Consider the following 14,646-nt stretch of genomic DNA (forward strand, 5'->3'; position numbering starts at 1 on the left):
GCAATCGATAGCCCGAGGGCTTAAGATGGTTTTCGGGCAATGCTGCGTTTCCCGGCCACTTGAAAATCTTGGCCGGATTCCATATAGTCTCCGCCCATTTGTTCGCGGGGTACGTTTGAAACCCCAGGAACATCATCAAAATAAGAACTTACGGCCACCGTGGAGAAGTCGGTCGGTTTGATGACCGACCCGCTCACTCTCCCCCGACGCGAAACTGTGCGGGCCCTGGCCCACACGCCGCCGAACGAGGTAAAAACATGAGTTACAGTGCTTTCCCTGCCAAACAGGGCCTTTATGATCCGCGCAACGAGCATGACGCCTGCGGCGTCGGCTTCATCGCCCACATCAAAGGCAAGAAGACTAATAGCATTATCCGGCAGGGACTGGAACTCCTCAGGAACCTCACCCACCGTGGCGCCGTGGGCGCCGATCCGCTGGCCGGCGACGGCGCGGGCATCCTGATCCAGATTCCCGACGCCTTCCTGCGCGCCCGTTGCGGCGAGTTGGGCATCGATCTGCCTGCGCCCGGCGATTACGCAGTGGGCATGGTATTCCTGCCGACAGATACCGCAGAACGGCACCGCTGCGAAAAGATCATCGAGGACTTCGTAAACGGCGAAGGCCAGCGCGTTCTGGGCTGGCGCGACGTGCCGGTGGACAACACCGGCCTGGGCGAATCGGTCAGGCAGGTCGAACCGGTGGTGCGGCAGGTGTTCATCGGCCGCGGGGACGCCTGCAAGAACCAGGACGCCTTCGAGCGCAAGCTGTTCGTCATCCGCAAACAGGCCGAGAACGCCATCCGCGACCTGGCCCTGAACAATGGCAACGCCTTCTATATTCCGTCCTTCTCGTCCCGGACCCTGGTCTACAAGGGCATGCTGCTGGCCGACCAGGTGGGCCTGTATTACCTGGACCTGCAGGACGACAGCCTGATCTCTGCCCTGGCCCTGGTGCATCAGCGTTTTTCCACCAACACCTTCCCCACCTGGGACCTGGCGCACCCGTTTCGGATGATCGCCCATAACGGCGAGATCAACACCGTCCGTGGCAATATCAACTGGATGGCCGCGCGCCGTTATTCCATGTCCTCGGGGCTGCTGGGCGATGACCTGAACAAAGTCTGGCCGCTGATCGCCGAAGGCCAGTCCGACTCCGCCTGCTTCGACAACGCCCTGGAACTGCTGGTCACCGGCGGTTACTCCCTGGTGCACGCCATGATGTTGCTGATCCCGGAAGCTTGGGCCGGCAATCCGCTGATGGACGAGAAGCGCCGCGCCTTCTACGAGTATCACTCGGCCCTGATGGAACCCTGGGATGGCCCCGCCGCCGTGGCCTTCACCGATGGCCGCCAGATTGGCGCCACCCTGGACCGCAACGGCCTTCGGCCCGCGCGCTATTTGATCACCGACGACGACCACGTGGTGATGGCCTCGGAGATGGGCGTGCTGGACATTCCCCAGCACAAGATCGTCAAGAAGTGGCGCTTACAGCCCGGCAAGATGTTCCTTATCGATCTGGAGAAGGGATGCATCATCGATGACGCCGAGATCAAGGCCGAGCTGGCCAACCGCGCGCCCTACCAGAAGTGGCTGGATGAAACCCAAATCCCGCTGGACAACCTGCCGCCGGAAGTGGCAGCCATGGCGCCCGACACCAAGACCTTGCTGGATCGGCAGCAGGCCTTCGGCTATACCCAGGAGGACATCAAGTTCTTCCTGCAACCCATGGCTCTGACCGGCCAGGAGCCGGTAGGCTCCATGGGCACCGACGCGGCCCTGGCGGTACTCTCCAACCGCCCGCGCCTGCTCTACGATTATTTCAAGCAGGGCTTCGCCCAGGTGACCAACCCGGCCATCGACCCGATCCGCGAGGAACTGGTCATGTCCCTGGTTTCGCACATCGGCCCCCGCCCCAACCTGCTGGGCCTGGCCGACGGCGGCAGCCACAAGCGCCTGGAAGTGCACCAGCCCATCCTGACCAACCAGGACCTTGAGAAGATCCGCCGCATCGAGACGCGCACCGCCGGCGCCTTCAAGACCAAGACCCTGAGCATGGTCTACACAGCGGAAACCGGCGCCGCCGGCATGGAACCCGCGCTTAAGGCCCTGTGCGCCTTGGCCGAACAGGCAGTGCACGACGGCAACAACATCCTGGTGCTGTCCGACCGCCGCGTGGATGCGGACCATATCGCCATCCCGGCCCTGCTCGCCACCTCGGCGGTGCACTATCATCTGATCCGCAAGGGCCTGCGCACCAAGGTTGGCCTGGTGATCGAAACCGGCGAGGCGCGCGAGGTGCACCATTTCGCCCTGCTGGCGGGCTATGGCGCCGAGGCGGTTAACCCGTATCTGGCGTTCCACAGCCTGTCGGATCTGCGCGAGCGCCTGCCGGAGAAACTCTCCGAGGAGGAGGTGCACAAGCGCTATATCAAGGCCATAGGCAAGGCCCTGCTCAAGGTGATGTCCAAGATGGGCATTTCCACCTACCAATCCTACTGCGGCGCCCAGATCTTCAATGCCATCGGCCTGAGCGAGGCCTTCCTGGACGAGTACTTCACCGGCACCAGCAGCACCACCGACGGAGCCGGCATCCTGGAGATCGCCGAGGAGACCGTGCGCCGCCACCGCGCCGCCTTCGGGGACGCCCCCATCTACCAGAATGCCCTGGACGTGGGCGGCGAATATGCCTACCGGGTACGCGGCGAGGACCACATCTGGACGCCGGAGACCATCTCCAAGCTGCAGCACGCCACCCGTGCCAACGATGCCCGGACCTACGCCGAATACGCGCAGATCATCAACGAGCAGAACGAACATCTGCTGACCCTGCGCGGCCTGATGGACTTCAAGTTCGCCGCCGAACCCGTCCCCCTGGACGAAGTCGAGCCGGCCAAGGAGATCGTCAAGCGCTTCGCCACTGGCGCCATGTCCTTCGGCTCCATTTCTTACGAAGCGCACACCACCCTGGCCATCGCCATGAACCGCATCGGCGGCAAGTCCAACACCGGTGAGGGCGGCGAACTGCCGGAGCGCTTCAAGCCACTGGCCAACGGCGATTCCATGCGCTCGGCCATCAAGCAGGTGGCGTCCGGCCGCTTCGGCGTCACCGCCGAGTACCTGGTCAACGCCGACGACATCCAGATCAAGATCTCCCAGGGCGCCAAGCCCGGCGAGGGCGGTCAGCTGCCGGGCCACAAGGTGGACAGCGTCATCGCCAAGGTGCGTCATTCCACCCCGGGCGTAGGGCTGATCTCGCCGCCGCCGCACCACGACATCTATTCCATCGAGGATCTGGCGCAGCTCATCCACGATCTGAAGAACGTCAACCCGGCGGCCCGCATCAGCGTCAAGCTGGTGTCGGAAGTGGGCGTGGGCACGGTCGCCGCCGGCGTCGCCAAGGCGCACGCGGACCACGTGACCATCGCCGGCTATGACGGCGGCACTGGCGCCAGCCCCATCACTTCCATCAAACACGCAGGCCTGCCCTGGGAGATCGGCCTGGCCGAAACCCACCAGACCCTGGTGCTGAACAAGCTGCGCGGCCGCATCAGCGTGCAGGCCGACGGCGGCATGCGCACCGGCCGCGACGTGGCCATCGCCATCCTGCTGGGCGCGGACGAAGTGGGCTTCGCCACCGCTCCGCTGATCGTGGAGGGCTGCATCATGATGCGCAAGTGCCATCTGAACACCTGCCCGGTGGGCGTGGCCACCCAGGATCCGGAACTGCGCAAGCGCTTCACCGGCCAGCCAGAACACGTGGTCAATTTCTTCTTCTTCGTCGCCGAGGAACTGCGCCAGCTCATGGCCAAACTGGGCTTCCGCACCGTCAACGAGATGGTCGGCCGCTCCGAAGCCCTGGACATGCGCCGCGCCATCTCCCACTGGAAGGCCTCCAAGATCGACCTATCCAAGATCCTGCACAAGCCGGAGGCGGGACCGGGCGTTGCCATCTCCAACTGCGAGCGTCAGGATCACGGCCTCGACAAGGCCCTGGACCGCGTCATCATCGAGCAGGCCAAACCAGCCCTGGAAGAACGCAAGCCGGTCAAGATAGAGACCGAGGTCCACAACTACAACCGCACCTTCGGCGCCATGTTGTCCGGCGAGGTCGCCAAGCGTTACGGGCATGAGGGCCTGCCGGAAGACACCATTTCCATCCTCGCCAAGGGTACCGCGGGCCAGAGCTTCGGCGCCTTCCTGGCCGCGGGCGTCAGCGTGGAACTGCAGGGCGAGGCCAACGACTACGTGGGCAAGGGCCTGTCGGGCGGGCGTATCGTCATCTACCCCTCCAAGGATTGCCCCATCGTGCCGGAGGAAAACATCATCGTCGGCAACACCGTGCTCTACGGCGCGATCAACGGCGAGTGCTATTTCCGCGGTGTCGCCGGGGAGCGCTTCGCGGTGCGCAATTCCGGCGCCATCGCGGTAGTGGAAGGGGTCGGCGATCACGGCTGCGAATACATGACCGGCGGCTGCGTTGTGGTGCTGGGTCAGACCGGCCGCAACTTCGCGGCGGGCATGTCCGGTGGCGTCGCCTACGTTCTGGATGAAGGCGGCGATTTCGAGCGCCGCTGTAACCTGGCCATGGTGGAACTGGAGCCCATTCCTTCCGAGGACGAAGCACTGGAAAGCCTGGACCACCAGGGCGGCGACCTGGAAACCCACGGCCTGGTGGACATCATGCGCGACATGACCTGCAACGATGTCCGGCGCCTGCGCAACCTCATCGAGCGGCATCGCCGCTACACCGGCAGCGAGCGCGCCCGCCACATCCTGGAAAACTGGAGCAGCTACGCGCCCCGCTTCGTCAAGGTCATGCCGGTGGATTACCGTCAGGCCCTGGAGAAGATGCGGCAGAGCCAGGTGCAGTCCGGACTCCACCATTGAGACAAGACCGCCAAGTCGCCGCGCGCGTGGGAACAGGCGCGCGCGACCCCTCCCGCGCGTGAGCCAGGCCTGGGCGGCCAGCGCCGCCCGCCGGCACGACATCAATTGAATTGAGGTAAAAGAAGAATGGGCAAGCCTACGGGGTTCATGGAGATCTCACGCCAGGATCGGCGTTATACGCTGGTTGGCGACCGCATCCAGCATTTCCGCGAGTTCGTCATCCCCCTGAGCGAAGAGGAAGTGCGCAAGCAGGGCGCGCGCTGCATGGACTGCGGCATTCCTTACTGCCACAAGGGCTGCCCCATCAACAACATCATTCCCGACTGGAACGACCTGGTCTATCAGGGCAACTGGCAGGAAGCCATCGAGGTACTGCATAGCACCAACAACTTCCCGGAATTCACCGGGCGCATCTGCCCGGCCCCCTGCGAGGCGGCCTGCACGCTCAATCTCACCGACGAACCGGTGACCATCAAGAGCATCGAGTGCAGCATCGTCGACCGCGCCTGGGAGGCAGGCTGGATCAAGCCGCAGATTCCCGCCCGCCGCACCGGCAAGCGCGTGGGCATCATCGGCTCCGGACCCGCGGGAATGGCCTGCGCCCAGCAACTGGCCCGGGCCGGCCACACCGTGGTGGTCTACGAGAAGGCCGACCGCATCGGCGGCTTGCTGCGCTACGGCATTCCCGACTTCAAGATGGAAAAGCATCTGATCGACCGCCGCATCGCCCAAATGCAGGCGGAAGGCGTGGTGTTCCGACCCAACAGCCATATCGGCAAGGACATCCCGCTGGATTCGCTGATGGAGCAGTACGATGCCATCGTCCTCACCGGTGGCTCGGAAAAGCCGCGCGACCTCGAGGTGCCTGGGCGCGAGCTGGACGGCGTGCATTTCGCCATGGAGTTCCTGCCGCAACAGAACAAGCGCGTGGCCGGCGATTCGATCGCGGACGATGCCGCCATACTCGCCACCGGCAAGCACGTCATCGTCATCGGCGGCGGCGATACCGGCTCCGACTGCATTGGCACCTCCATCCGCCACGGTGCGGCCTCGGTGACCCAGCTGGAAATCCTGCCCAAGCCCCCGGAAAAGGAAGACAAGTCCCTAACCTGGCCGGAGTGGCCCAACAAGCTGCGCACATCCACCTCCCAGGAGGAGGGCTGTGCGCGCGAATGGAGTGTCGCCACCCGGAAACTGGAGGGCGCGGGCGGCAAAGTCACCGCGATCCACTGCGTGCGCGTGGAATGGAAGCAGGCGGGCGGACGCTGGGTGATGAACGAGATTCCCGGCAGCGAGTTCACCCTCAAGGCCGACCTGGTGCTCCTGGCCATGGGCTTCGTACATCCGATACACGAAGGTCTGCTCAAGGAATCGGGCGTCGCTCTGGATGAACGCGGAAACGTCAAGGCCGACACCGACGACTACCGCACCTCGGTGGACAAGGTGTTTGCCGCCGGCGACATGCGCCGCGGACAGTCCCTGGTGGTGTGGGCCATCCGCGAGGGCCGCCAGGCGGCACGCGCCGTGGACGAATACCTGATGGGCGCCACGGAACTGCCGCGCTGAACTGGGCCAGCGCCGGATTCCCGCCAAGATGCCGCGAAGCCAGAGCGCAGCCTTTTCCCAGCACAGCGCCAGCAGTCTGCCGCCGACCCTGATCCGGCTGTTTTCGCTGGCGCGGGTCTTCGGCCTGATGCTGATGGTCTTCAGTGTCACCTACCTGATGCCCATCGTGACCTCGCTGGTTTTCGACGATGGCACCCTGGTGCTGTTCGTGGAGGACATGCTGCTGACCTTCGGCTGCGGAGGCGTGCTGTGGATCATCGCCCGCGACTATGTCCGGGAATTGAAATCCAAGGATGGTTTCCTGCTGGTGGTCATGGCCTGGCTGGGAATGGCGGCCTTCTCCACCTTCCCGCTGAAGTCCTACATCCGCGATCTTTCCTTCACCGACGCCTATTTCGAAACCATGTCGGGGCTCACCACCACGGGGGCCACGGTTCTGGCGGGACTGGACAACCTGCCGCCCGCCATCAATCTGTGGCGGCACGAACTGAACTGGTTCGGAGGCATGGGGATCATCGTACTCGCCGTCGCCATTCTGCCGGTACTGGGAGTCGGCGGACGTCAGATGTTCATGGCCGAAACCCCGGGGCCCATGAAGGACAGCAAACTGGCGCCGCGCATCACCGAGACCGCCAAAAATCTGTGGCTCGTGTATGCCGGCATCACCCTGGCCTGCATCTTGGCGCTCCGGCTGGCGGGGATGGAATGGCTGGACGCGGTTTGCCACGCTTTCGCCACCATGGGACTGGGAGGCTTCTCCACCCATGACGCCAACATCGGCTATTTCGACTCGGTGGCCATTGAGGTCGTCCTAAGCCTATTCATGCTAATCGCAGGCATGAACTTCGCGACTCATTTTCTGGCCCTGCGCAGCCAGAGCCTGCACCCCTACCAGCACGATATCGAAGCCAAACCCTTCCTCCTTCTGAGCCTCGGCAGTTGCGTCGGTATCGCCCTCTATCTGTTCCTGACCGGCACCTATGGCAACTTTTGGACCGCCCTGCGGCATGCCAGTTTCAATCTGATATCCATTGCTACCGACTGCGGGTTCGCCAGCGTGGATTTCAACCAATGGCCCATCTTCGCGCCCTTGTGGATGCTGTTCCTCAGTTGCATCACCTCCTGCACCGGTTCCACCGGCGGCGGCATCAAGATGATGCGCACCCTGATCCTGGTGAAGCAGAGCCAGATGCAGATGTTCCTGCTCACCCACCCGACCTCGGTAAATCCCCTCAAATTGGGCAAGATGGTGATTCCCTCCAGCATCCTGCTGTCCATCCTGGGGTTCATCTTCGTCTATTTCATGAGCATCGTGATCCTGACCCTGGCGCTGGTCATCAGCGGTCTCGATATCGTTTCCTCGTTCAGCGCCATCCTGGCCTGCGTCAACAACGCCGGCCCCGGCCTCAACCAGGTGGGACCCGCCACCAACTTTGCCAGCCTGACCGACTTCCAGACCTGGATGTGTTCCCTGGCCATGTTCCTGGGACGCATCGAGGTTTTCACCGCCCTGATCCTGTTCACCCCCGCGTTCTGGCGCAAATAGTTCCTCACGGCGCGGCCTATCGCGGCCGGTTGATCCGCGCCGACAATTCATGCGCCGAGGCGGCCGTGTGCGCCTCGATGCCGTGAATCTCGCAACGGCCGCCCTTCGCGACACAGTCCTCACGAAACTGCTCGATGAACTCCATCACGGTATGATCGACGAGGTACGCATCCGTCAGATCGAAAATGATGGACTTGCCCGCCGGAAATCCCGCCAGCTCGCTTTTCAGGGCCAGGAAATTGGAGAAGATCGCCGATCCCCTAACACGCACGACGCAGGTTCCCGGCTCCGTATGCTCGACCTGATAGGAAATCGCGAGGAGATTGCGCAGGGGCACGCCCCGCCCCACATGCAGCACCAGCTTGGCGGCGACCCCGATCAGTACGCCCACCAGCAGATTGGTCGCCAGCACCCCGATGATGGTGATCAGAAACAGGGCCATCTGCTCCCGGCCCAAGTCCATGGTCCGGACGAATGCCTGGGGCGAGGCCAGGCGGAAGCCGCTGTAGACCAGCAGGGCGGCCAGCGAGGCCAGCGGAATGACGCCGATCACATGAGGAAAAGCCAACACGAACACCAGCAACAAGAGCCCATGAAAGAAGTTCGACCAGCCGCTCTCGGCGCCGGCGTCCACGTTGGCGGAACTGCGCAGCACCTCGGCGATCATGGGAAGGCCGCCGATCAGGCCGGCAAGCACATTTCCGACTCCCACGGCCCAAAGGTCCCGATTCAGGTCGCTCTGCCGTTGACGGGGATCGAGCTTGTCCACCGCCGCAGCGCTGAGCAGGGTCTCAAGGCTCCCAACCAGGCAGATGGCGATGACGCTCTGCCAGAATGCTAGGGTCAGGACGCGGGAAAAATCGGGAAAGCTGATGCTCGCCAGGAAACTGTCGGGTATCGCCACCAGGAAATCGGGGCCGAGGTGCAGGTCCTTGGGCACGATGAAGGCGTCTCCGGGGTGCAGATCTGCCAGGCCGAATAGCTTCCCCAGCACCATCCCGGACAGGATCACCAGCAGGGGCGCCGGGATTTTTCGCAGGAAACGGGCGTTGACCAGCGGCCAGCCGACCAGGATCGCAAGCCCGACCAGGGCAATGAAGGCCGTTTCCGGCACGAAGAAGGCCAGCCCGTGGGGAAGCGCCGCCAGGTCCGCAAGCAGGCTCGGTCCAGCCTCGGTTCCGACGCCGGCCATGACCGGAATCTGCTTGATCATGATGATGATGCCGATGGCCGCCAGCATGCCGTGGACCACCGAGTTGGGAAAGAAGGCGGCGAGACGGCCAGCCTTGCGCAGGCCCAGCACCACCTGGATGACTCCCGCCACGACGATGGCGGCCAAGGTGCGGCGGTAACCGGCCATGGGGTCACCTTCGCCCAACGCATCCACGGCACCCAGAATGACCACCACCAGTCCGGCCGCAGGACCGGTGATGGTAAGGTGAGAGCCGTTGATGCGGGAAACCAATAGCCCGCCGATGACGGCGGTAATCAGCCCCGACATCGGCGGAAAGCCGGAGGCCACAGCCACCCCGAGGCACAATGGCAGGGCGATGAGGAAGACCAGAAATCCGGCTACGACATCGCAGCGCCAGGTTTTCTTCAATCCATCGAAAGCGGGCTTTGCCGCAAGACTGGACAACACGGGACGATCCATGGGGACTCCTGGAGTCAAGATTGGGTGGGGTGCGGGGCCGGGTCTGTCTGATGGGCATCAGCCCACTTCAAGAGAAGCGCGAACCTGAACGGAGGCGATGCCTGCCACGGGGATGAGCGCGCGGAAGCGTCTCGCTTTCAGGCCCAAGTCCTGGAGCGAGAGCGTAACACACGGGGACGGCGAGTTGGGGCCCTGCGCGCCGCGCGTGTGCCTGACACGGGGCCGAAATGACCGATGGCGCTGGATCAGGGCTCGCGCAGGCGGACGGCAAGCACGTCGCACCGGGCATGATGCACCACGCTGGCGGCAGTGGATCCCAGCAACAAGGCGATGCCGTGACGGCCATGGGAGCCCACCACGATCAGGTCCGCGCCTAGGTCCTCGGCGAGCCGGATGATTTCACCCTTCGGGCTGCCAATTTCCACGAATTGCCGGCTTTCCGGAACTCCCAGGCGCTCGCCCAGTTCCTTCAGGCGGACGCGGGCCGCGTCCATCATCTGGTCGGTCAGGTCGATGTCGAAGGGGACGATGGGGCCGTAGGCCGCATCACCGATGGGCAGGTTTTCCACCACATGCAGCACGCTCAACTCGGCCTGGTGGCGCTGGGCCAGGTCCATGGCGCGCGCTCCGGCCTGGTCGCTGTGCTCGTTGAAATCCGTCGCCAGCAGGATCTTGCGGTAGCTTTCCATGATTCCTCCAGTGTAATGATGGAGCGGGGAGCGCAGGTAGCGCGCCCTCCGCCGTTCAGGCGGCGGGCGGAAAAAGGGTTAACATGACCTGATAGCTCGCCACCACATAGACGACGGCCAGGCCGATTCCCACGCCCAATGGCCGCGACAGGGCGTGACGCAGTATATGAGCGACCACGGCCAGGTGCCAGAGCATCAGTAGCAACAGCAGCAGGTAAGCGCCGCGGGCACCCGCCGAATAGGCCATCCAGGCCACGGGAGGAATAGCGAGGCTGCTGATCAGGGCATCCGCACCCAGCATGGCAATAGCCGTCTGCACAAAGCGCTTTTGCAGCCGCAAAAATTTTAAATTACCCCAGACAAACCCCAGCAGGATCAGGAGTTCCACCAATGCCTGCAGCACAGCCTCCATGCTCATGCCCTCGAGGCCGAGCAGCACCACGCCGACAGTCAGGTAGACCAGCACCGCCAGTCCGAGGAGCAGTTGCGAGGCGGGCACATCCTGTGGTCCCCGCCTGAACAGGCAAATATCAATGAACAGCTGGATCAAGGGCATGATTCGTCTCACCTTGCCGTGCCAAATACATCTCCATCCAAAATCTCCCGTCGGCCAGCGCCGGCACCGGCCATCCCCCTTCAAGGCGCGCCGCGCCCGGCCGGATCACGCAGGAATGTCCCGTTCCGCCATTTCCAGGGCCTCCCCCGCCTCCAGCCAGGCCAATTCGGCCATTTCCACCTCGCGGTCGGCCGTGGCCTTCGCTGTAAGCAGCTCTTTCAGGCGCTCCTTCTGATTGGGCTCGTAAAGGCCCGGAACCGCCAACTGCGACTCCAGTTCCTGCCGCGCGCGGGACAGGCTTTCCAGCCGCGCCTCTGCCGTCGTCAAGGCCTTGCGCAAGGGGCCGAGTTGGGAGCGCCTTTCCGCCTGCTGGCGCCTTTGATCCTTGCGCGACGGGCCGCCCGCACTTGCGCCGTCGAGGCCAAGCGAGGCGGTAGTACGGCGCAACTCGTTCAATTGTCGACGATAATCGTCCAGATCTCCATCGAAGGCCTGCACCTGGCCTGCCCCGACCAGCCAGAAATCGTCGGTCACGGTCCTCAGCAAATGGCGGTCGTGGGATACCAGCACCAGCGCGCCCTCGTAGTCCTGCAAGGCCACGCCCAGCGCATGGCGCATTTCCAGGTCAAGATGGTTGGTCGGCTCATCCAAAAGTAACAGGTTGGGACGCTGAAAAATCAGCAGCGCCAGGGCCAGCCGCGCTTTTTCGCCACCGGAGAAGGGGGCCACCGGTGCCAGCGCCATGTCACCCTGAAAGTCGAAGCCCCCGAGGAATCCGCGCAATTCCTTTTCACTGGCGCGGGGATCCAGACGCTGCAGATGCAGCAGCGGGCTGGCCTGCATGTCCAGTTGCTCAATCTGATGCTGGGCAAAATAGCCGAGTTGCAGATCCTGGGCCCGCGTCAAGCGTCCGCTCAGCAGGGGCAATGCGCCGGCCAGCGTCTTGATCAGCGTGGACTTGCCGGCTCCATTGGCGCCCAGCAGCCCGATACGATCACCTGGCGCAAGGCTCAGTTGCACGCCTTCGAGAATCGCACGGCCGGCATAGCCCACGTTCACCTCATCCAGACTAAGGAGAGGCCTGGGCAGCTTGCGTGGAGCCGGGAAGGTGAACTCGAAGGGCGAGTCGACATGGGCCATGGCGATCACTTCCATGCGCGCCAAAGCCTTTATGCGGCTCTGGGCCTGGCGGGCCTTGGTGGCCTTGGCGCGGAACCGGTCGACGAAGGACTGGATGTGCTTGATCTCGCGCTGCTGCCTCTCATAGGCCGACTGGCGCTGGGCGAGCTGCTCGGCGCGGCGCGTCTCGAAGCTTGAGTAATTCCCGGTATAAAGGGTTATTCGCTGGTTCTCCAGATGGGCGATACAGTCCGTGATGCCATCCAGGAAATCCCGGTCATGGGAAATCAGCAGCAGTGTGCCCGGGTACTCGACCAACCATTCCTGCAACCAGATGACGGCGTCCAGATCCAGGTGATTGGTGGGCTCGTCCAGCAACAGGATGTCGGAGCGGCACATCAGCGCCTTGGCCAGATTCAGGCGCATGCGCCAGCCGCCGGAGAACTCCGCCACGGCCCGGGCTTCGTCCTCAGCCTGGAAACCCAGACCGTTCATCAGCCGGGCCGCGCGCGCCCGGGCCTGATAACCGCCGATACTTTCATAGCGGGCATGCAGATGGGCATAGGCCACGCCGTCCTTACCGGCATCGCACTGCTGCAGCGCCTCCTGCACCGCACGCAGTTCCGTGTCGCCGTCCATGATGTATTCGATGGCTTCCCGGCCGTCCGCCTGGACCTCCTGGGCCACATGGGCGATCACCGCCCCGGGCGGAACGCTCAGCTCACCGGCGTCGGCGTGCAGTTGTCCCAGCAGCAGGGCGAACAGGCTGGATTTGCCGGCCCCATTGGCGCCGGTAACGCCCACCTTCTGTCCCTGGTGGATGGTGAAACTGACATCCTCGAACAACAGCCGGACACCCCGGCGCAGCGCGAGCGACTTGAACGCGATCATTCCGCCGGCCGCCGTGGATGCAAAGGCACGCCTGGCATCAGGCCGCCTTGTCGATGCGCTCGTCCGCCTTGATCACGAATTCCTTGAAATTGCCCCGGGTGATGGTAGCGCGCGGAATGATCAGGGCCGAATCCAGGGAAATGAAGACGAAGGCGTACTTCTTGGTGACTTCGACGCGCAGCACATCACCCCAGGCGATCCTGGACTCGCCCTTCGGGGTGACTTCCACCAGATGGTCGCGATCAACCCGCAGGGTATAGCGCCCCACCGCCGCGGCTTTTTCCTCCTCGCTGTAGGTCGTGCGGATCTGCTTGCGCCAGCTCCAGCGCAAGATATGCGGTACGCCGATACCCCAGGCCACCGCGATGATGCCGACATAGGCGGCGGAGAGCATGTCCTTGAAGTAGAAGAAAAGGAACAGGGAAACGGTGACGATGATACCGGGCATGATGGCCTGGTGGCGGCGCATGACTTTCTGGAGCCTCTCCGTGCCCTCCAGTTGGTGCTCGTTGAAGGCTATCAGGTCCTGTTCTCGGACTTCGTATTCTATTTCTGTCATGGCATTTCCGTGGTGTCAGCGCCAGCGGCCCGGGGCTAGGGCATGGATTCATGGCACCCGCCGCTGCGCGGGCCGGCGCAGGGTAAAAAGGTGACTATTATACGCAATTCTGCTTCAATTTCGGCATAGCCAACCCATTCCCAGGACCCTGTCATGAAAGGCCAGACACACATCATCGATCACCTCAACGCCCTGCTCGCCGGCGAGCTGACCGCCATCGACCAGTACCTGGCGCATGCCCGCATGTATCACGACTGGGGTTTTCACAAATTGCACGAACACACCCAGCACGAAATGGAGGAAGAACGCCAGCATGCCGACAGCCTCATCAAGCGCATCCTGTTCCTGGAAGGCACGCCCGACCTGAGCAAGCGCGAGCCACTGGCTATCGGCCGCGACGTCCCGGAAATGCTCAGGAATGACCTGGGGGTCGAATACAAGGTGATCGCGCACCTCAAGGAGGTCATCAAAGCCTGCGAGGCTGCGCAGGACTATGAGACCCGGCGTATCCTGATGCAATTGCTGGATGACACCGAAGAGGATCACACCGACTGGCTGGAAACCCAACTCGGCCTGATCGACCGCATCGGCCTGCAGAATTACCTGCAAAGCCAGATGTGAACGAACAAAGATAAGTCAAATCCATAACAGACTGGCGGGAGGCGTTAAATTTTTCGCTCCAGACGGTTGATAAGCATTCTCAAAAAAGCTATGCTTTATCCAGGTCACATCCTGGTTGAGAATGTATGTATATCTGCATCTGCAAGAACATCACCGACCACCAGATCCGCAAGGCGGTCCTGGAACATCGCGTCAGCAGCATGAGGGAATTGAGGGCATGTCTCGGGGCTTGCGATCAGTGCGGAAAATGCGCATTGGCTGCCCGGGAGATCATACGCGAAGCCACCAAGGAGCGCCGTCTGCCGGACGTATCGCCGGCCAAGGCGGCATGACGCGCATGCGCCACTAGCGCTGCTGTTCACCCGGTATCGTCTGGATCTGGCGACCAAGCCCCTCGCCGGGTGCACAGCCACATCGGCGCAAGAACCATCCGCCTGATTGCGCAACCTCGGCGGGATCAAACGACCAAGACAGCCCGTTACTGATCGGCCGCACCACGTCTGGCTGGGAACAGGGGATTTGTTCGCAGATCATGCCGTGCGGGTCTGCGACTCCAAAC

At 63.1% G+C, this 14,646-nt stretch carries 10 protein-coding genes; 5 read left to right on the forward strand and 5 right to left on the reverse strand.

Going from position 1 to position 14,646, the window contains the following annotated elements:
- The first annotated feature begins 257 nt into the window (after positions 1–257).
- The 3 genes from gltB (at position 258) to EK23_RS01500 (ending at position 7,998) form a co-directional block, all read left to right on the forward strand.
- Entirely contained in the window at positions 258–4,886 is a 4,629-nt protein-coding gene (gene gltB, locus EK23_RS01490) for a glutamate synthase large subunit (protein WP_045223490.1), read from the forward strand.
- Between the two features lie 126 nt (positions 4,887–5,012).
- A complete protein-coding gene (locus EK23_RS01495; RefSeq protein WP_045223491.1) occupies positions 5,013–6,452 on the forward strand; it encodes a glutamate synthase subunit beta in 1,440 nt (479 codons plus the stop codon).
- 28 nt (positions 6,453–6,480) lie between these two features.
- Positions 6,481–7,998 carry a TrkH family potassium uptake protein gene (locus EK23_RS01500; RefSeq protein ID WP_235281875.1) on the forward strand — a complete coding sequence of 506 codons (1,518 nt, stop codon included), beginning with the start codon at positions 6,481–6,483 and terminating at the stop codon, positions 7,996–7,998.
- Between the two features lie 16 nt (positions 7,999–8,014).
- Here the strand turns inward: EK23_RS01500 and EK23_RS01505 are convergent, their stop codons facing one another.
- The 5 genes from EK23_RS01505 to EK23_RS01525 all read right to left on the reverse strand — a co-directional run bounded on the left by EK23_RS01505 (position 8,015) and on the right by EK23_RS01525 (position 13,466).
- Positions 8,015–9,652, reverse strand: coding sequence for a SulP family inorganic anion transporter (locus EK23_RS01505; protein WP_045223492.1), 1,638 nt, complete (start codon positions 9,650–9,652; stop codon positions 8,015–8,017).
- A gap of 245 nt (positions 9,653–9,897) precedes the next feature.
- The gene (locus EK23_RS01510; protein ID WP_045223493.1) at positions 9,898–10,341 is read right to left on the reverse strand and encodes a universal stress protein; all 444 of its coding nucleotides are present in this window, start codon (positions 10,339–10,341) and stop codon (positions 9,898–9,900) included.
- A gap of 55 nt (positions 10,342–10,396) precedes the next feature.
- Positions 10,397–10,897 (reverse strand): hypothetical protein, encoded by a 501-nt coding sequence (locus tag EK23_RS01515; RefSeq protein ID WP_045223494.1) that lies wholly within the window; start codon positions 10,895–10,897, stop codon positions 10,397–10,399.
- 105 nt (positions 10,898–11,002) lie between these two features.
- Positions 11,003–12,907 (reverse strand): ATP-binding cassette domain-containing protein, encoded by a 1,905-nt coding sequence (locus tag EK23_RS01520; RefSeq protein ID WP_045223495.1) that lies wholly within the window; start codon positions 12,905–12,907, stop codon positions 11,003–11,005.
- A 37-nt stretch (positions 12,908–12,944) separates the two neighbouring features.
- Positions 12,945–13,466 (reverse strand): YcxB family protein, encoded by a 522-nt coding sequence (locus EK23_RS01525; protein WP_045223496.1) that lies wholly within the window; start codon positions 13,464–13,466, stop codon positions 12,945–12,947.
- A 153-nt stretch (positions 13,467–13,619) separates the two neighbouring features.
- Between EK23_RS01525 and bfr the strand changes: the two genes are divergently transcribed.
- Together bfr and EK23_RS01535 are read left to right on the forward strand one after the other, a co-directional pair.
- Positions 13,620–14,087, forward strand: coding sequence for a bacterioferritin (bfr, locus tag EK23_RS01530; RefSeq protein ID WP_045223497.1), 468 nt, complete (start codon positions 13,620–13,622; stop codon positions 14,085–14,087).
- Between the two features lie 125 nt (positions 14,088–14,212).
- Positions 14,213–14,419 carry a (2Fe-2S)-binding protein gene (locus EK23_RS01535; RefSeq protein ID WP_045223498.1) on the forward strand — a complete coding sequence of 69 codons (207 nt, stop codon included), beginning with the start codon at positions 14,213–14,215 and terminating at the stop codon, positions 14,417–14,419.
- Positions 14,420–14,646: the final 227 nt, after the last annotated feature.

The organism is Methyloterricola oryzae (genome assembly GCF_000934725.1).
Taxonomy (GTDB): domain Bacteria; phylum Pseudomonadota; class Gammaproteobacteria; order Methylococcales; family Methylococcaceae; genus Methyloterricola; species Methyloterricola oryzae.